Below are 17332 nucleotides of genomic sequence, written 5' to 3'. Positions count from 1 at the left end.
GACCGGGGTCAGCCGGTGAAGAGTTGGGTGGCCTTACGGATCAGTTCGTACAGCCCGTAGGCGAACGGCAGGGCGACCCAGAGCCAGACCACGGCAGTGAGTGTTCTACGACTGCTGGTGTGCACGGGTCTTCCTCTCCGCTGCCTCGTGGAAGCGTGGATGGACGGGGCGTACGAGTTCATTGGCGACGAAGCCGACGATCAGTAGTCCGATCATGATCGTCAGCGATGTCGTGTACAGGTCGGACCCGCTGTGGCCCGCCCGCTCGCCCGCGTCCGCCACCCAGTTGACGATCAGCGGGCCGAGGACGCCGGCGGTGGACCAGGCAGTCAGCAGCCGACCGTGGATGGCGCCGACCTGATACGTGCCGAAGAGGTCCTGCAGATAGGCGGGGATCGTGGCGAATCCGCCTCCGTAGAACGACAGAATCACCAGCGCGCAGCAGATGAAGAGCGGCTTGGAGCTGCCGAACTCGACGATCGTCAGGTACATCAGGGCGCCGACGCCCAGGTAGATGCGGTACATGTTCTTGCGGCCGATGAGGTCCGAGGTCGAGGACCACAGGAGCCGGCCGGTCATGTTCGCCAGGGAGAGCAGGGCGACGAAGCCTGCCGCGGCGGAGACCGTGACCGGGGCCGAGGTGCCCGTGAAGAAGTCCGAGATCATGGGCGCGGCCTTCTCCAGAATGCCGATGCCCGCGGTGACGTTCATGCAGAGCACCACCCACAGACACCAGAACTGCGGTGTCCGCAGCGCGTTGCGAGCGGATACCTGGGCCGTGGTGACGAGGCGGCGGGGCGCCGCCTCCGGCCGGTGACCGGCCGGGAGCCAGCCGTCCGGCGGCACCCGGACGAGGAAGACGCCGAGCGCCATGAAACCGGCGTAGGCGAGACCGTGGACCAGGAAGGCAGTGGCGATCCCCGCGCTGTCGGAGCCGAAGGCTTCGAGCATCCCGGTCGACCAGGGCGAGGCGATCAGCGCTCCACCGCCGAAGCCCATGATGGCGATGCCGGTGGCCATGCCGGGGCGATCGGGGAACCACTTGATGAGCGTGGAGACCGGCGAGATGTAGCCGATGCCGAGTCCGATACCACCGATGAAGCCATAGCCGAGGACGACCAGCCAGAACTGACCGGTGGCCACACCGAGGGCGGCGACGAGGAAACCCGAGGAGAAGCAGACGAGGGAGACGAACATCGCCCAGCGCGGTCCGTTGCGTTCGACGAGGGTGCCGCCGAAGGCCGCGGAGAGGCCGAGCATGACGATGGCGAGTTGGAAGGGAAGGGCGCTGGCGGTACCGGAAAGGTCGAGAGCCGACTCGAGTGGGGGCTTGAACACGCTCCAGGCATAAGCCTGCCCGATCGAGAGATGCACAGCGAGGGCGGCGGGCGGGACTAGCCAGCGGCTCCAGCCGGGTGGTGCGACGGTCCGGGACCTGTCGAGGAAGGTCATGGGCCGGAACTTTAAGGATCAACCATGTCGGTGCCTAGATGTCCGACAAGACTTTGTCGACGGTATGCACTGCGGTCCGGGCCGTGCGCAGTGCGTGCTGCGGGCCCGGACACCGTGCGTCCGGGCCCGCAGCATGGCGTCGGCCCGATCAGGACGAGAAGAGCATGTGGCCGAAACTCTTGTGCCGGTAGTGACCGCCGTGGTGGCCACCGTGGTGTTGCGGAGCACCCCAGGCGGGGGCGGGTGCGGCCGGGTAGGCCTGAGGGGCCGGCGGCACGGGCGGCGCCTGCTGCGTCCACTGCGCCTCGATGCGGGTCAGGGACTCCAGCTCGCCGTAGTCGAGAAATATCCCCCGGCAGCCGCTGCACTGCTCGATCTGGATGCCATTGCGGTTGTATGTCTGCATCTGCGCGTGGCACTTGGGACACTGCATGGTCGGCTCAGCTCCTCGCCGTCGGTTCGCCGTCCCGGAATTCATGCCCGGAGACGATCGGTTCACCCTACGACGAGTGTTCGGCGGCCAACTCGTGCGGGAGGGACGCAATTCGGGCACAGGCGTCGATCATCATCTGTTCCACTTCATCCGGAGTTCTCTGCTCCGCAGCAGACTTGGCGAACGCCAGCGCGGCGGTCTGCACCGTCAGGGCTCGGGCCGGGACGTCCAGGTCGGGCCAGGGGTCGCCATCGGCGCGTACGGCCGGCCCGCCGGCTGCCCGGTAGGCGTCCAGGAAGCGCAGCCAGACATCGGGAGGCAGCAGCCCGGCCGCGTACCAGGCGGCGGGACGCGCGAGGTCCCAGGCGGGATCACCGAGGCCCAGGTCGTCGACGTCGATGAGCAGCCAGGGGCCGTGCGGGGAGGGGTGGCGGACGAGCTGGCCGAGATGCAGATCGCCATGGCAGAGGAAGCGCGAGCGGTGCGGGGGCGCGACGTCCTCGTCGCGGGCCCAGGCGGGCAGCCGCCGCCATGCTTCGCGTACGGGGACGGTGGCCGGGTCGCCGGGCCGGGCCCGGCACATCCGGGCCACGGCGAGTGCGGCCTTCGCGGGGCCACGCATCGCGGGGAGCGCCCGCACGGCCCGGGGTGGGGTCGGTGGTGCGGTGCGGTGGAGCCGGGCCAGGAGGACGGCTGCCTCCTCCCAGGGGGCGGCGTCGGGGTCTGCGGGGTCCACGGGTTCGCCGTGGGGCCACAGGGTCACGGAGCGGCCGTGCACCGTGGAGTTGGGGGCGGTGGCCCCGGCGGGCCGGGGTACGGGTGGCAGGAGGATGCCGGTCAGGGCGGGAGACGCGGCCAGGGCGAGGCGGACGGCCAGGGCCGTGGTGTCGGTGTCCGGGGCGTGGGCCTTCGCGACCACCGCACCACTGCGGACGACTGTGCCGTCGGCGCGGTCCGCGAGCACCGCCGGGGCCGGGCAGCTGCACGGAGCCTCGGTGCCCGTGGGCGGGTGGGCCACGTCATGAGCGAGGGCGCCCAGCGCGCGGACGACTGCGGTGGTCACGGTCTCCCCCGGTGGCAGCAGATGCGGTCCGGTTCCGCCCGGGCCCGCCGATGAGCGTACGCGCCGCCGCGCACGCCGTGGTGCGGCGCCGGGCGCCGACGCGAAACCCTCCGTACAGGGCGCGGCCGGGCGCGACGGCCCCAGGGGCGCGGCCGGACGCGGCGTACCCGGGAGCCGGGCGCGAGGACCCCCGGAAAGCGCGATGTCCGGTCAGCTCCCCAGCTGACCGGACAAACGCTGCCGTCCGCCGCACCCCCGTCCCCACGGGGCTGTTGGCCCGATGTCCCGGTCCGGACCGCTCTTCCGGACCCGGGGCGCCGCTCAGCGCCCCAGCATCACACCCACGGACGACGCCTGTGTGACCACTGCGTCCCAGCCGCCGAAGACGACTACGAGCAGGGCCGCCAGAGGAAGAACCATGGCCGTCGCCACCAGCGGGTGGCGGGTACCGGACGACGGGCGGCTGCCGAACGCGGCATGTGCCCTGCGCCCCTGCGTACGGATCATCGTCCGCGCTGCCGTGTCCGCCATGGTTCCTCTCCTGACCTGTTGTGGGAGCGGCGGGCGTCTGACCTCGGGGGACGAGTGCAACGCCCGCCGCTCGACTTCAACATTAGGGACGCCCGGGGCGCGGGTCGTCATGCCCGCGTATCGAATGCCGGGCCTCCCGGAGGATGAGCCGTCGCTGCTCGGCGTACTCCTCTGGGTGGAGATCGGGCACTAGACCTTGGGGTCTTCCCGGAGGGGGCGCTCGGACGCGTCCTCCCGGGGGACCGGCTGTTCGACCAGGGCGAGCACCCTGGCCGCCATGAAGCGGGCGGTGCGCACCACGGAGCCGTTGCGAGTGACTTCACTCACTTCGACCACCCCTCGACGGACGGCCGTCTCCACCCGGCGACCCGCTCTACCGGCCACCACTTCGTAGGTACGCGTCGTGTCCCCGGCGTCCACGACTATTTCGACTCGATCGCCTTTCACTGATCCAATCCCCCTTCTGCGACGGACCTTTGAGATCTCGCACGGGCCGGGGAGCGTGGATCCGCGGCTCCCTGACCACCCTTCAAGTTTCCCACCCGGCACTGACAATCGATGGGCGGACGAGGGCGCGGCCTCTGAGCGCGCCGGGCCACGGGTACGTAAGCTGTGCCACGTCAGGCGGACCAGGCAGCGGGGATGGGCAGACATGGCGATGATGCGGCTCCGGCGCGAGGACCCGCGTGTCGTCGGCTCGTTCAGGCTGCACAGACGGCTCGGAGCGGGCGGCATGGGTGTCGTCTATCTGGGTTCGGACCGGCGCGGCCAGCGGGTGGCGCTCAAGGTGATCCGCCCGGATCTCGCCGAGGACCAGGAGTTCCGTTCGCGTTTCGCGCGCGAGGTGTCGGCGGCACGGCGGATCCGCGGCGGCTGTACGGCCCGTCTGGTGGCGGCCGATCTTGAGGCCGACCGCCCGTGGTTCGCCACGCAGTACGTCCCCGGCCCCTCCCTGCACGACAAGGTGGCCGAGGAAGGCCCGCTGTCGGCGGCCGAGGTGGCGTCGATCGGGGCGGCGCTCTCCGAGGGGCTGGTGGCGGTGCACGAGGCCGGTGTCGTCCACCGTGATCTGAAGCCGTCGAACATCCTCCTCTCCCCCAAGGGCCCCCGGATCATCGATTTCGGGATCGCCTGGGCGACCGGGGCGAGCACGCTCACGCATGTCGGTACGGCCGTGGGCTCGCCCGGCTTCCTGGCGCCCGAGCAGGTGCGGGGAGCGGCGGTCACCCCCGCGACGGACGTGTTCTCGCTCGGTGCCACGCTGGCGTACGCGGCGATGGCCGACTCGCCTTTCGGGCACGGCAGTTCCGAGGTGATGCTGTACCGCGTGGTGCACGAGGAACCGCAGTTGTACGACGTCCACGACGCGCTGGCGCCGCTGGTGAGTGCCTGCCTGGCGAAGGATCCGGAGGAGCGGCCGAGCACGCTTCAACTCTCCATGCGGCTCAAGGAGATCGCGGCCCGCGAGGCGCAGGGACTGCACGAGAGCCGGCCGCCCGTGCAGCGCTCGGCGCAGGAGCTGGACCGGCCGACCGGCCGGCTCGACGGCCCGTACACCGAACAGCAGACCCGGCGTGCGGCGAGCCCTCCGGCGCCGCGTCCGCAGACCCGGCAGACGGCGCCCTCGCGCACGACGTCGCCCCGTACGGGGGGCTCGCGGCCGCAGCCGCCGCGCAACACCACGCGCTCCGGAAAGCGCCCCCAGGCCACCAACGGGACGAACGGCACGAAGGGGCGACCGGGAACCCGGCCCGGGACCCGTACGACATCGACGGGTCGGCGTCCGGCCAACCCGCGACTGCTGCGCCAGCGTCTGGTCGTCTTCGTCGTGGTGACGCTGCTGGTGGCGCTGGGGATCGCGGCGGCGCAGGGTTGCCAGGGACCGGCCCGTGGGCTGGGCGTCACACAGGCCCCGGGACAGCAGGAACAGCATGAAGCGCAGGAACAGCACCTGCTGCCCCGGCAGTAGGCGCCGGCAAACAGCCGGTCAGTCCTGCGGGCGGCCCGACGCCACCGCGTAGAACGCGACTGCGGCGGCCGCGCCCACGTTCAGCGAGTCGACGCCGTGCGCCATCGGGATGCGTACCCATTCGTCGGCGGCGACCAGGGCCTGCGTGGACAGTCCGTCGCCCTCGGCGCCGAGCATCAGTGCCACCTTGTCCATCCGGTGCGGCGCCGCCTCGTCGATGCTGCTGGCCTTGTCGTCGGGGGTGAGTGCCAGGAGTTTGAAGCCCGCCTCCCGTACGGTCTCCAGGGCCTTGGGCCAGCTGTCGAGACGCGCGTACGGGACGGAGAAGACCGCGCCCATGGAGACCTTGACGGAGCGCCGGTAGAGCGGGTCCGCGCAGTCCGGGGAGAGCAGCACCGCGTCCATGCCGAGGGCGGCGGCGCTGCGGAAGATGGCGCCGATGTTGGTGTGGTCGTTGACCGACTCCATGACGACGACCCGGCGGGTCTTCGTCAGCAGTTCGTCGGCCGTCGGAAGTGGTTTGCGCTGCATGGAGGCGAGCGCACCGCGATGCACGTGGTAGCCGGTGACCCGCTCGGCGAGCTCCGGGCTGACCGCGTACACCGGCGCCGGGACCTCGTCGATGACGTCGCGCATCAGGTCGACCCACTTCGCCGAGAGCAGCATGGACCGCATCTCGTACCCGGCGTGCCTGGCGCGTCTGATCACCTTCTCGCCCTCGGCGATGAAGAGGCCCTCGGCGGGCTCTCGCCTGCGCCGGAGTTCGACGTCGGTCAGGCCCGTGTAGTCGCGCAGGCGCGGGTCGTCAGGGTCGTCGACGGTGATGAGATCTGCCACAGGTTGATACTGCCTTGTCCGGTGTGTCGTGCCAACGGCTTGGAAGAAGATCCGTTACCGCTGGTTACTCGGCGGGATTCGGGAGGGTGGCCGTACCGACGGCGACGACGTCACCGATGACGATCACGGCCGGGGGACGTACCTCTTCGGCGGCGGCCCGTTCGCCGACGGTCGCGAGGGTCGCGTCGACCCTGCGCTGCGCCGCCGTGGTCCCCTCCTGGATCAGGGCGACCGGTGTCCCGGGCGCCTTGCCGTGGGCGATGAGGGCCTTGGCGATGGCGCCGATCTTGTCCACGGCCATCAGCAGCACGAGGGTGCCACGCAGCTGCGCGAGTGCCGCCCAGTCGACCAGCGAACGCTCGTCGTCGGGGGCGACATGGCCGCTCACCACGGTGAACTCGTGGGCGACCCCACGGTGGGTGACGGGGATACCGGCCGCGCCGGGTACGGAGATCGAGCTCGAGATCCCGGGGACGACGGTGCACGGGATGCCTTCGGCGGCGAGCGCCTGTGCCTCCTCCATGCCCCGGCCGAAGACGAACGGGTCGCCGCCCTTGAGCCGGACGACGGCCTTGCCCGCCTTGGCGTGCTCGATGAGCGCCTGGTTGATCGCCTCCTGCGCCATGAAGCGGCCGTACGGGATCTTCGCGGCGTCGATCACCTCGACGTGCGGCGGCAGTTCGTCGAGCAGGTCGCGCGGGCCGAGCCGGTCGGCGATGACGACATCGGCCTCGGCGAGCAGGCGCCGCCCGCGCACGGTGATCAGGTCGGGGTCGCCGGGGCCGCCGCCGACCAGGGATACGCCGGGGGTGGGGCGGGTGCGGTGGTGCGGGGCGGCGAGCGTGCCGTCGCGCAGACCCTCGACGATGGCGTCGCGGACGGCGGCGGAGTGGCGCGGGTCGCGGCCCTGCGCGTCGGTGGAGAGGACTGCGACGGTCACGCCCTCGCTGCGGCCGGTGGCCGGGGTCCAGGCCGTGGCGACGTCGGCGTTGTCGCTGCGCACGCACCAGGTGCGGGTGCGCTCGGCCTCGGCGGACGCGGCCTCGTTCGCGGCGGCGTCGTCGGAGGCGATGAGCGCGTACCAGGTGTCGGTGAGGTCCCCGTCCTCGTACCGGCGGCGCTCCCAGTGGATCTCACCGGCGTCGGCCATCGCCTCGACGGACGGCGTCGCGGACGGCGATACGAGGGTGATGTCGGCGCCCGCCGCGATGAGTGCGGGGAGGCGGCGCTGCGCGACCTGACCGCCGCCGACAACGACGACGCGGCGCCCGCTCAGGCGCAGTCCGACGGGGTACGCGGGGTGATCGGCGTGCTCGGCCATGGCGGTGCGGGCTCCTCGGGCGATACGGGGTGCGTGCGGGCCGCTACGGCGATGGAGCGGCTGTGACGTGCGGTTTTGTGAGGTGTGGGTCAACGATACGGGGTGCGGCGGGGCGGGCCGGCGGGGTGGGTGGGGGGCCGCTGCGCGGAGCTCTCCCCCACCCACCCGTTCCGGGAACCCGGGCTCCGCCCGTCCCCCGCGCCTCAAGCGCCGGCGAGGCCGACCAAGCCCGGGCGCTACTTCTCGGTGACGCCCGCCGAGTCGAACGTCGCCACCTCGTGCATCGCCCGCGCCGCACTCTGCACGATCGGCAGCGCCAGCAGCGCACCCGTGCCCTCGCCGAGGCGGAGGTCGAGGTCGACGAGCGGGCGCAGGCCCAGCTTGTTGAGCGCGGCGACATGGCCGGGCTCCGCGCTGCGGTGACCGGCGATGCATGCGGCCAGGGCCTCGGGGGCGATCGCCCGGGCGACCAGGGCCGCGGCGCCCGCACTCACCCCGTCCAGGACGACCGGCGTACGCAACGACGCACCGCCCAGCAGGAATCCTGCCATCGCGGCGTGCTCCAGGCCGCCGACCGCGGCAAGCACGCCGATCGGGTCGGACGGGTCGGGCTGGTGCAGTTCGAGGCCACGGCGGACCACGTCGACCTTGCGGGCGTGCATCTCGTCGTTGATCCCGGTGCCACGACCGGTCACCTCGGCCGGATCCATGCCCGTGTACACGCAGATCAGCGCGGCGGACGCGGTGGTGTTGGCGATGCCCATCTCACCGGTGAGCAGGCCCTTGTTGCCCGCTGCCACCAGATCGCGGGCGGTCTCGATGCCGACCTCGATGGCCGCGAGGACCTCTTCACGGGTGAGGGCCGGACCGGTCGTGAAGTCGGCCGTTCCCGCACGCACCTTGCGCGGCAGCAGGCCGGGGGTCGCGGGCAGCTCCGTGGCGACGCCGACGTCGACGACACACACCTCGGCACCGACCTGGGCCGCGAATGCGTTGCAGACCGCGCCGCCGCCGAGGAAGTTGGCGACCATCTGGCCGGTGACCTCCTGCGGCCACGCGGTGACGCCCTGGGCGTGCACCCCGTGGTCCCCGGCGAAGATCGCGACAGCCGCGGGCTCCGGGATCGGCGGCGGGCACATCCGGGAGAGACCCGACAGCTGTGCGGAGATGATCTCCAGCATGCCGAGCGCACCCGCCGGCTTGGTCATCCGCTTCTGGCGTTCCCAGGCCTCGCCGAGTGCCTTGGCGTCCAGCGGACGGATGTTGGAGATGGTCTCCTGCAGCAGGTCGTGCGGCTCCTCGCCGGGCAGCGCGCGGCGACCGTACGTCTCCTCGTGGACGACCCAGGACAGCGGGCGTCGCTTGGACCAGCCCGCCTGCATCAGCTCGGGCTCCTCGGGGAACTCGTCGACATAACCGACACAGAGGTACGCGACGACTTCGAGGTGCTCGGGCAGGCCGAGAGCGCGGACCATCTCGCGCTCGTCGAAGAAGCTGACCCAGCCGACGCCGAGACCCTCGGCGCGCGCGGCGAGCCACAGGTTCTCGACGGCGAGTGCCGAGGAGTACGGGGCCATCTGCGGCTGGGTGTGCCGGCCGAGGGTGTGGCGGCCGCCGCGGGTGGGGTCGGCGGTGACGACGATGTTCACCGGGGTGTCGAGGATGGCCTCGATCTTCAGTTCCTTGAACTGCTTGGCCCGGCCCTTGGGCAGCGATTTGGCGTACGCGTCGCGTTGACGCTGCGCCAGTTCGTGCATGGAGCGGCGGGTCTCCGCGGAGCGGATGACGACGAAGTCCCAGGGCTGCGAGTGGCCGACGCTGGGCGCCGTGTGCGCGGCCTCGAGGACGCGGAGCAGGACCTCGTGCGGGATGGGGTCGCTGCGGAAGCCGTTGCGGATGTCGCGACGCTCGCGCATGACCCGGAGCACGGCTTCGCGCTCGGCGTCGTCGTACCCGGAGGCGGCGGCCCGGTCGGGAGTCTCCGCGGCGGGCGGTGGCACCTCGTCGACCGGCGCCTCGGCCACCGGGGTCCCCTCGGCAGGGGTCCGGACCGGCTCCGTGGGCCCCTGGTCCGCCGCGGGCGCCTCGAAGTCCTGGCCGGCGTCGATGGGCGTGAGGTCCGGGGTCTCGATGACCTCGGGGCCGGTCTCGAGCTCGGGCACGAGGACCGGTTCGGGGGCGGTCCCGACGACGGGCGCGGGGACGGGTTCCTCCGGAGCGGCGACCGGCTCCGGCTCCGGCTCTGCCACGAGTACGGCGTCGGGCTCGGCCACGACGACGGGCGCGGGGACGACCACCGGCTCCGGCGCGGGTACCGGTTCGGGCGCGGGCACTTCGGCCGCAGCAGGCACGGCTGCGACGGGCTCGGGGATCTCGGGGGTCTCGACAACCGGGGCCGGCACCGGCTCGATGGCGATCGCGACCTGCTCGGGCCGGACCTGGGGCTCCGGAACGGACGCGGGTTCGGGCACGGGCGCCGGCTCGACGACGGCTTCCGGCTGCGCGACCTGCTCCGTGACGACCTGCTCCACGACCGGCGTCGGGGCCAGGTGCGGAGTCGTCGGCACGGACCCCTCCACGGGCACGAACCGGCCCATGGATGCGCCGTTGGATGCGCCGTCCGCAAAAGCCCCGGCAGCGGCGGGCGCGGCCTCGACCAGCTGTGCGACCTGCACCGGCTCGGCAACCGGCTCCGGGACGACCGTTTCTGCGGCCGCTTCCGCGGTCACGGCTTCCGTTGCCACTGCCACTGCCACGGGCACCGCGACCTGTTCCGGTACGTGCGCCGCCCACGGGCTGCCGGCCTGCGGCGGGATCTCGCCGAGCTGCGGGCCCGGCAGGTCGAGGTACTCGGGACCGGTGGTGGGCGGTCCCGCGTGCCGTGCGGGCATCGGGGTCTGCGGCGCCTCGGCGGGTCCGCGGTCGGCGAGCGAACGGACCACACCGCCGGTCGGCGTCCCGCCGTACGACGGGGTCGACTCGCCCGAGGCCGGGCCGCGGTGCAGCGGCCGGCGCACGGGGGCGGCCGCGACCGGTACGGCAACGGAGGCCGGTGCCGGCATGCGTACGCCATTGAGATCGACGGCACCCGAGTCACGGCCGCCCGACTCGTGCGTGCCCTGCCCGGTCTCGGTCATCGCTCCGGCCACGGCCTGCTGAACGGCGTACACGGCCGGGTCCGGTGCCTCCTGGACCTGCACGGGTCCCTGGGCCTGCACGGCCTGCACACCACCGACATAGCCCTGCGGCTGCGTCTGGTACGCGGCCTGTCCCTCCAGCGGCGCCGGTGCCTGTACGTCGCCGCCGCCCACCGGCTGACCGGGGACCGGGGCGACCTGCGGTTCGCTCCAGGCGCCCTGCGGGCTCGGCATCAGCAGAAGATCGTCGTCCTCGGACGCATGCTCGGAGGGAGCGAGGAAGGTGTACGCACCCGGGGCGGGGTTGCCCGGCTGCTCCACCATGCCTGCGTTCTCCGGCAGTCCCTCGCCCGGGATCTGGCCGGTGTCACTCATGCGTACCCCTCGCCCATCGTCAGTGCTCCTTCGGCCCTTCGCCCGGGACGCCCGAACACGGCACGCCGGTGCTCGTCATGAAGAACGAGCGGGCTCGCCGCGCGGCACGAATCGGTCGCGGACACGCATCATTCTCGCGGCCGTTCGCCGCCGCGGCAGGTAGTTCCGCCACGGCTCGCTGTGGACTGCGCCACGTTGCGCACCCCCCGGGTCCGCCGTACCACAACGGGGTCCAAAACGGTCCCCTTTTCCGGACATTGACGAACGAAGCGACGAACGACCGGGTGCGGTACAACGATCGGCCAGCCTACCCCGCGCCGCACACCGACCGGGTCAGGGGGCGAGGTCCGACCGCAGCGCTGAGAGCAGAAACACGACCGTGCGTTCGCGCTCCGACCATGCGGCCGTGTCGAGTTCGACGGACTGGAGGAGGGCGCACTCGACGGTGTAGCCGTTCTCGGCGAGTGCCGCACCGAGCGCCTCGGCCTCGTCCCGGGTCGACGCATGGGTGACGATCCGTTCCGGCCTGCGGTCGGCGACAGCCGTGACGACGGGGACCCCGCCGCCACCGATCCGTACGACATCGGGCTCCGGCAGCCGCTCCAGCACGTGCGGGGCACGGCCCTGGACGACCTGGAGCTGTACGCCGAAGGCCCGGGCCGCGGCCGTCGTCCGGGCGCAGGCGTCCGGGTCGCTGTCGACGGCCAGCACCGCCGCACCGAACCCTGCGGCCTCCACGGCAAGAGCTCCGCTGCCGGAGCCGATGTCCCAGACGAGGTCGCCGGTACGCGGGCCGAGGCGGGCGAGTTGGGCGGCCCGCAGCCCCGGGGACTCGCCCTCGCTCGACTCCCCTTCCGGGTCCGTCGCGCTGCCGGGGTAGGCGTCCGAGGGCAGTGCCCAGCCGCGTACGCCCTGGGGGTGGCGGCCGGCGATCCAGGAGCCGGTGCCGGTGGACTGCTGCTCGGGGCCGCCACCGATGACGATCACGACGTTCGGGTCGCGCCAGACGTGGTCGGCGGCCTTGTCGGAGGTGACGACGGTGACCTGTTCGCGTGCGGTGCCGAGTTCCTCGCAGATGACGAAGGTGCGGTGCACGCCTTCGAGGAGCAGGGCGAGTTCGGCCGGACCCGCGCCGGGCGAGGTGAGGACGGCGACCTTGTGGTGGGCCCGGCAGACGTTGACGGCGCGGCGCAGGGTGCGGGGGTGGGCGACGACGATCTGGGCGTCCTCCCAGGGCATGCCGGCGCGGGCGAACGCGGTGGCGACGGCGGACACGGCGGGCACGACTTCGACTTCCAGGCCGTGTTCGGGTGCGCGGAGATTGCGTACGACTCCGAAGAAGCCGGGGTCGCCGTCGGCGAGGACCACGGCGCTGCCGCGGTGGCCGGCGATCCTGCGGGCGGCGAGGTCGATGGAGCCGAGGCGGATCCGTTCGGCGGTTGCCGGGACTTCGGGGAGTGCGAGGTGGTGGGCGGCGCCCGCGACGAGGGTGGCGGCCGAGAGCGCGGCCCCGGCCGCTGCGGTCAGTGGCGAGCCGTCCCAGCCGATCACCGTGACCCGGTCGGCCATCTTTCGTCAGTCTCCTGGAGTTGTCGCAGGTGGGGCTGCCCACGAGCGGCGGGCAGGGTGAGAGTACCTGGTCCCCGACCGGTCCGGACCGGTGCGGTCCCCGACGTCGGTTCCGGCGTCAGTTCCAGTCGCTGTAGGTGCCGTATCCGCCTGCGTCGGCCAGCTGCTCGGCGACTCCTTCGAGGTCCTCGGGAAGCAGTCCCCAGACGATCAGATCGGTCCTGATGTCGGTCCAGCCGCCGTCCTCGGTCTGGGTCCTCGCTATTCGGGCGTTGCGAAGGACCCCCTCGCTGATGCAGCCGAGTTTCTGGGCGACCTGCTGGGAGGCGGTGTTGTCGGCGGCGGTGCGCAGTTCGATGCGTTCGAAGCGCTGGTCGCGGAAGAGCCACTGGGCGACGGCGAGCAGGGACTCGGTGGCGTATCCCTCGCCTCGGGCCCAGGGAGCGGTGATGTACGCGGCTTCGGTGGCGAGGGTGCGCCAGTCGGTGTTCCGGAGCCGCACCGAGCCGACGAGGCGCTGGGTGAGGAACTCGGTGACGGCGAAGACGATCCCGTCACCGCTGGTGCGCTGCGCGGGGGCGATCCGGCGGACCCAGCGTTCCGCGTCGACCTGGGTGTAGGGGTGGGGCGCCTCCGTCCAGGCGGTGACGAGTTCGTCGTTCATCATCTCGATGTACGCGGGGACGTCCGTCATGTCGAACGGGCGCAGCACCAACCGATCCGTGCTGATGGAGATGGACGGAAAGGTGGAAGTCATGCGCAGCTCCATGCCGAAGACCGTGTAAAGGCACAGCATGCAGCATCGGGCGGACGTTGTGCATGGCCGGGTGCGCACGGCGGAGCCCCGCACACCCCGGTGGGGTGCGCGGGGCTCGGCCACGCGGATGCGGTACGGGGGTCAGGACTTGGCGACGGGACCGAAGGCCGGGACGACGGAGCCCTTGTAGGTGTCCTCGATGAACTTCTTGACCTCGTCGGAGTGGAGGAGCTTCACGAGCTTCTGGACGCGGACGTCCTTCTCGTTGCCCGCCTTCACGGCGAGGATGTTGGCGTACGGGTTGTTCTCCGCCTTCTCCAGCACGAGGGCGTCCTTGGCGGGCTGGAGCTTGGCCTCGATGGCGTAGTTGCCGTTGATGACGGCGGCGTCGACATCGTTCAGGGCGCGGGGCACGGTTGCGGCCTCCAGCTCCTTGAACTCCAGGCCCTTCTTGTCCGTGATGTCGCTGAGCTTGGCGTTGGTGCCGACACCGTCCTTGACGGTGATCAGTCCGTTCGCGGCGAGGAGCTGCAGCGCACGGCCCTCGTTGGTGGTGTCGTTCGGTACGGCGATGGTCTGGCCGGCCTTGATGTCCTTCAGGTCCTTGACCTTCTTGGAGTAGAGGCCGAGCGGCTCCAGGTGCACGTTGGCGACCGCGACGATGTGGGTGTTGTTCTTCTTGTTGAAGTCGTCGAGGTACGGCACGTGCTGGAAGAAGTTGGCGTCGACCTGGCCGTTCTCGGTGGCGGTGTTCGGCAGGACGTAGTCCGTGAACTCCTTGACCTCCAGCTTGAGGCCCGCCTTGGCCGCCAGGTTCTTCTTGACGAAGTTCAGGATGTCGGCGTGCGGCGTCGGGGACGCGGCGACGACGAGCGCCTTGGAGGTGTCGGCCTTGGCGCCGGTCTCGCTCGTGGAGGCCGGGTCGGACGACGTGCCGCAGGCGGTGAGGCCGAAGGCGAGGGCGGCGGTGGCGGCGGCAGCTGCGGTGATCTTGATGTTCTTACGCACGAAAAGTGCCTCTTTCTGATGGTGAGGTGGTGCGCCCGGACAAGGAGTTCGGGCTTGTGAGCGGAGAGAAGGTCTCAGGAGGCGGTGCGGCCCCGGCGGGCCAGCAGCCGCACGGCCACGTCGCCGATCAGCTGGACGACGGTCACGATGACGATCAGCAGCGCGACGGTGATGAGCATGAACTGGTTGTCGAAGCGCTGGAATCCGTAGGTAACGGCCTTGGAGCCGAGCCCTTCGCCGCCGACCGCGCCGGCCATCGCGGAGTATCCGATGAGCACGATGACGGTGGTGGTGACCGCGGAGACGAGCGACGGCAGAGCCTGCGGCAGCAGGACCTTGCGCACGATCGTCGGGATGGATCCGCCCATCGACTGGACGGCTTCGACGAGCCCGTGGTCGACCTCGCGGACGGCCGTCTCGACGAGCCGGGCGAAGAACGGGATGGCGCCGACGGCGAGCGGCACGATCATCGCGGTCGGGCCGATGAAGGTTCCGACGACCCAGGTGGTGAAGGGGATCAGGGCGATCAGCAGGATGATGAACGGCAGCGAGCGGCCGATGTTCACGATCACGCCGACGACCTTGTTCACCACGGTGTTCTGGAGCAGTCCGCCCTTGTCGGTGAGGACCAGCAGGACACCGAGCGGCAGCCCGACGAGGACGGTGACGACCGCGGACCACAGCACCATGTAGAGGGTGTCGACGGTTCCCTGGGACAGCAGTGGCTGCATTTCGGACCAGGTCACTTGGCCACCTCCTCGGTGAGCGGGGTCTGGGTGCCTGCGGCGGGGGTCTGTGCGGGGATGCCGTCGGCGTCGGCCGTGTCCACGACCTCGGCCTGCAGGCCCTGCTCGCGCAGGAAGCCGATCGGGACGACGTTCTCCTCGAAGCGGCCGGGCAGCTCGATGCGCATCCGGCCGACCTGGTTGCCGCCGACGGTGTCCATCGCGGCACCCAGGATCGAGATGTCGATGTTGTACGTACGGGAGAGCTGGGAGATCACCGGCTGGGTCGCGGCCTCGCCGTGGAAGGTGACGTCGACGACCGTGCGGTCGGGACCGGAGGCCGTACCGCCGACCGGGAACAGCTCGTGGGCCAGTTCGGAGCCGGGAGTGGCGAGCAGTTCGCCGACGGTGCCGGACTCGACGATGCGGCCCTTCTGCATGAGGGCGGCCGAGTCGCAGATCGTCTTGACGACGTCCATCTCGTGCGTGATGAGCAGGACGGTCAGACCGAGCTGCTGGTTGAGGTCGCGCAGCAGTTGGAGGATGGAGCGGGTGGTCTCCGGGTCGAGGGCGGACGTCGCCTCGTCGGAGAGCAGCACCTTGGGGTCTCCGGCCAGCGCCCGGGCGATGCCGACGCGCTGCTTCTGGCCGCCGGAGAGCTGGCCGGGGTAGGCCTTCGCCTTGTCGGCCAGGCCGACCAGGTCGAGGAGTTCGAGGGCCTTGCGGGTGCGGTCGCGACCGGGGACGCCGAGGATCTCCAGCGGGAGCTCGATGTTGTCCTGGACGTTGCGCGAGGCCAGCAGGTTGAAGTGCTGGAAGACCATGCCGATACGGCTGCGCGCCTCGCGGAGCTCCTTGCCGGCCCGGCGGCCCCGGCCCGCGAGGGCGGTGAGGTCCTGGCCGGCCACGGTCACGGTGCCCGAGGTGGGGCGCTCCAGCAGATTGATGCAGCGGATCAGGGAGGACTTGCCGGCGCCGCTCTGTCCGATGACGCCGTACACCTCGCCCTCGCGGACGTGCAGGTCGACGCCGTCCAGGGCGGTGACCTCGCGGCCGCGCGACTGATAGACCTTCGTGAGGCCCGTAGTGGTGATCACAGGGGTTTCCGTCACTGTCGAGTGCACGGCGCGGTGTCCGCCGGGCACGGGGCATTCGTCTGAAGAGACTGTTCGGACTCGGGTGTTCGGCCGGTGGGTCTCGGCACGGCTGCGGCGGCGGTCGGCCGGGGCAGGTACGTGCTGGAGCAGCTCGTTCCGCTGGGTGCGGACGGCGTGGGCTCGGTCTCGCTTCGGGGCGCGAGGCTCAGGCGGGGGCCCTCAGAAGGCGCGCATTCGACACATACAACGAGCACCGGGCGTCGTGATCGCCTCGGTCGCAAGGGTGCGGCTGCTCGTCGTGGTCATGCGCCAAGTAAAACAGACGTAATGTTCCGGCCTGCCCGCCTGTCCGTATAGCGGACAGCCATGGACCGCCGTGCCGCCCGGTTCAGTCCGCGGTGGAGATTTCCACTCCCGCGGCTGTGACCTGCACGGTTATGGCGGATAGATCAGTTACGACCGCGTCGGCGACCAGCTCGACGCGTTCGTGTGTTGTGGCCAAGGCCACGGTCGTCATCCCAGCCGCCCGTCCGGCCCGCAGCCCGGCGGGGGCGTCCTCGAAGACCACGCAGCGGGCCGGGTCGACGCCGAGGCGACGGGCCGCAAGGAGGTACGGCTCGGGGTCCGGCTTGCCACGGGTGATGTCCTCGGCGGCGATCATCACCGGGAAGTCGATGCCTGCCTCGCGCAGCCGCGCCTCGCCCAGCGGGCGGGTGGCGGAGGTGACGACGGCCCAGCGGTGTGCGGGCAGCGAACCGAGCAGCTCCTTGGTGCCGGGGAGCACCACGACGCCGCCGGGGACGTCCTCGACCTCCAGCTGTTCGATACGGGCCAGGGCCCCGTCGACCCGGTCCGCGGGCAGCAGCTCGGCAATGATCTCGACGGCCGTACGGCCGTGCAGTTCGATGCCGGAGAAATCCTCCGCCGTGACGCCGTACTCCTGCGCCCACCTGGTCCAGCAGCGGCGGACGGACTCGATGGAGGAGAGCAGCGTTCCGTCGTTGTCGAACAGCAGGGCCTCGGCGTGGATCTTCATGTCCGCCGACCCTAGCGCCCGG

Annotated in this window: 16 protein-coding genes; 1 reads left to right on the top strand and 15 read right to left on the bottom strand. The window is 71.3% G+C overall.

From position 1 onward, the window contains the following. Positions 1 to 8: 8 nt before the first annotated feature. The 6 genes from OHB49_RS45905 to OHB49_RS33840 all read right to left on the bottom strand — a co-directional run bounded on the left by OHB49_RS45905 (position 9) and on the right by OHB49_RS33840 (position 3926). On the bottom strand, positions 9 to 125 hold the full coding sequence (locus OHB49_RS45905) for an MFS transporter small subunit (RefSeq protein ID WP_415924710.1): 117 nt from the start codon (positions 123 to 125) through the stop codon (positions 9 to 11). Further along, the gene (locus OHB49_RS33860) at positions 106 to 1452 is read right to left on the bottom strand and encodes an L-lactate MFS transporter (RefSeq protein ID WP_329164743.1); all 1347 of its coding nucleotides are present in this window, start codon (positions 1450 to 1452) and stop codon (positions 106 to 108) included. Before OHB49_RS33860 ends, OHB49_RS45905 begins: the two co-directional genes overlap by 20 nt. Positions 1453 to 1600: 148 nt before the next feature. Further along, on the bottom strand, positions 1601 to 1885 hold the full coding sequence (locus OHB49_RS33855; RefSeq protein WP_030968663.1) for a TFIIB-type zinc ribbon-containing protein: 285 nt from the start codon (positions 1883 to 1885) through the stop codon (positions 1601 to 1603). A 67-nt stretch (positions 1886 to 1952) separates the two neighbouring features. Continuing rightward, positions 1953 to 2948, bottom strand: coding sequence for a phosphotransferase family protein (locus OHB49_RS33850; protein WP_329164742.1), 996 nt, complete (start codon positions 2946 to 2948; stop codon positions 1953 to 1955). A gap of 321 nt (positions 2949 to 3269) precedes the next feature. Then, positions 3270 to 3479: a hypothetical protein gene (locus tag OHB49_RS33845; RefSeq protein ID WP_030968659.1), complete on the bottom strand. Its 210-nt coding sequence runs from the start codon at positions 3477 to 3479 to the stop codon at positions 3270 to 3272. Between the two features lie 189 nt (positions 3480 to 3668). Then, positions 3669 to 3926: a hypothetical protein gene (locus OHB49_RS33840; protein WP_030918716.1), complete on the bottom strand. Its 258-nt coding sequence runs from the start codon at positions 3924 to 3926 to the stop codon at positions 3669 to 3671. Positions 3927 to 4131: 205 nt separating this feature from the next. Between OHB49_RS33840 and OHB49_RS33835 the strand changes: the two genes are divergently transcribed. Continuing rightward, positions 4132 to 5448 carry a protein kinase domain-containing protein gene (locus OHB49_RS33835; protein ID WP_030968658.1) on the top strand — a complete coding sequence of 439 codons (1317 nt, stop codon included), beginning with the start codon at positions 4132 to 4134 and terminating at the stop codon, positions 5446 to 5448. Between the two features lie 18 nt (positions 5449 to 5466). Here the strand turns inward: OHB49_RS33835 and OHB49_RS33830 are convergent, their stop codons facing one another. From OHB49_RS33830 to OHB49_RS33790, 9 genes are all read right to left on the bottom strand, one after another. Further along, positions 5467 to 6285 (bottom strand): TrmH family RNA methyltransferase, encoded by an 819-nt coding sequence (locus OHB49_RS33830; RefSeq protein ID WP_329164740.1) that lies wholly within the window; start codon positions 6283 to 6285, stop codon positions 5467 to 5469. A gap of 64 nt (positions 6286 to 6349) precedes the next feature. Continuing rightward, on the bottom strand, positions 6350 to 7606 hold the full coding sequence (gene cobA / locus OHB49_RS33825; protein ID WP_329164738.1) for a uroporphyrinogen-III C-methyltransferase: 1257 nt from the start codon (positions 7604 to 7606) through the stop codon (positions 6350 to 6352). 236 nt (positions 7607 to 7842) lie between these two features. Next, a complete protein-coding gene (cobT, locus tag OHB49_RS33820) occupies positions 7843 to 11118 on the bottom strand; it encodes a nicotinate-nucleotide--dimethylbenzimidazole phosphoribosyltransferase (protein ID WP_329164737.1) in 3276 nt (1091 codons plus the stop codon). 333 nt (positions 11119 to 11451) lie between these two features. After that, positions 11452 to 12687, bottom strand: a complete 1236-nt coding sequence (gene cbiE, locus OHB49_RS33815) for a precorrin-6y C5,15-methyltransferase (decarboxylating) subunit CbiE (protein WP_030968651.1) — start codon at positions 12685 to 12687, stop codon at positions 11452 to 11454. Between the two features lie 118 nt (positions 12688 to 12805). Continuing rightward, entirely contained in the window at positions 12806 to 13483 is a 678-nt protein-coding gene (locus OHB49_RS33810; RefSeq protein WP_030968649.1) for a GNAT family N-acetyltransferase, read from the bottom strand. Positions 13484 to 13585: 102 nt separating this feature from the next. Continuing rightward, complete coding sequence (locus tag OHB49_RS33805; protein ID WP_329164734.1) at positions 13586 to 14452, bottom strand: MetQ/NlpA family ABC transporter substrate-binding protein; 867 nt, start codon at positions 14450 to 14452, stop codon at positions 13586 to 13588. 74 nt (positions 14453 to 14526) lie between these two features. Then, complete coding sequence (locus OHB49_RS33800; RefSeq protein WP_030968645.1) at positions 14527 to 15198, bottom strand: methionine ABC transporter permease; 672 nt, start codon at positions 15196 to 15198, stop codon at positions 14527 to 14529. Beyond that, positions 15195 to 16274, bottom strand: a complete 1080-nt coding sequence (locus OHB49_RS33795; protein WP_329164733.1) for a methionine ABC transporter ATP-binding protein — start codon at positions 16272 to 16274, stop codon at positions 15195 to 15197. The genes OHB49_RS33800 and OHB49_RS33795 overlap by 4 nt, the downstream gene beginning before the upstream one ends. Positions 16275 to 16662: 388 nt before the next feature. Further along, entirely contained in the window at positions 16663 to 17310 is a 648-nt protein-coding gene (locus OHB49_RS33790; RefSeq protein ID WP_030968641.1) for an HAD family hydrolase, read from the bottom strand. Positions 17311 to 17332 lie beyond the last annotated feature (22 nt).

Origin of the sequence: Streptomyces sp. NBC_01717 (assembly GCF_036248255.1) — a bacterium.
Lineage (GTDB): Bacteria > Actinomycetota > Actinomycetes > Streptomycetales > Streptomycetaceae > Streptomyces.
The sequence above is the reverse complement of the archived record's forward strand: the minus strand, read 5'-3'. Positions and strand labels throughout refer to the sequence as shown.

Coding starts and splice junctions, on each gene's coding strand:
- OHB49_RS33845 (WP_030968659.1), bottom strand. CDS start 3,479: ATGGCGGACACGGCAGCGCGGACGATGATCCGTACGCAGGGGCGCAGG.
- OHB49_RS33835 (WP_030968658.1), top strand. CDS start 4,132: ATGGCGATGATGCGGCTCCGGCGCGAGGACCCGCGTGTCGTCGGCTCG.
- OHB49_RS33790 (WP_030968641.1), bottom strand. CDS start 17,310: ATGAAGATCCACGCCGAGGCCCTGCTGTTCGACAACGACGGAACGCTG.
- OHB49_RS33860 (WP_329164743.1), bottom strand. CDS start 1,452: ATGACCTTCCTCGACAGGTCCCGGACCGTCGCACCACCCGGCTGGAGC.
- cobT (WP_329164737.1), bottom strand. CDS start 11,118: ATGAGTGACACCGGCCAGATCCCGGGCGAGGGACTGCCGGAGAACGCA.
- OHB49_RS33810 (WP_030968649.1), bottom strand. CDS start 13,483: ATGCTGTGCCTTTACACGGTCTTCGGCATGGAGCTGCGCATGACTTCC.
- OHB49_RS33855 (WP_030968663.1), bottom strand. CDS start 1,885: ATGCAGTGTCCCAAGTGCCACGCGCAGATGCAGACATACAACCGCAAT.
- cbiE (WP_030968651.1), bottom strand. CDS start 12,687: ATGGCCGACCGGGTCACGGTGATCGGCTGGGACGGCTCGCCACTGACC.
- cobA (WP_329164738.1), bottom strand. CDS start 7,606: ATGGCCGAGCACGCCGATCACCCCGCGTACCCCGTCGGACTGCGCCTG.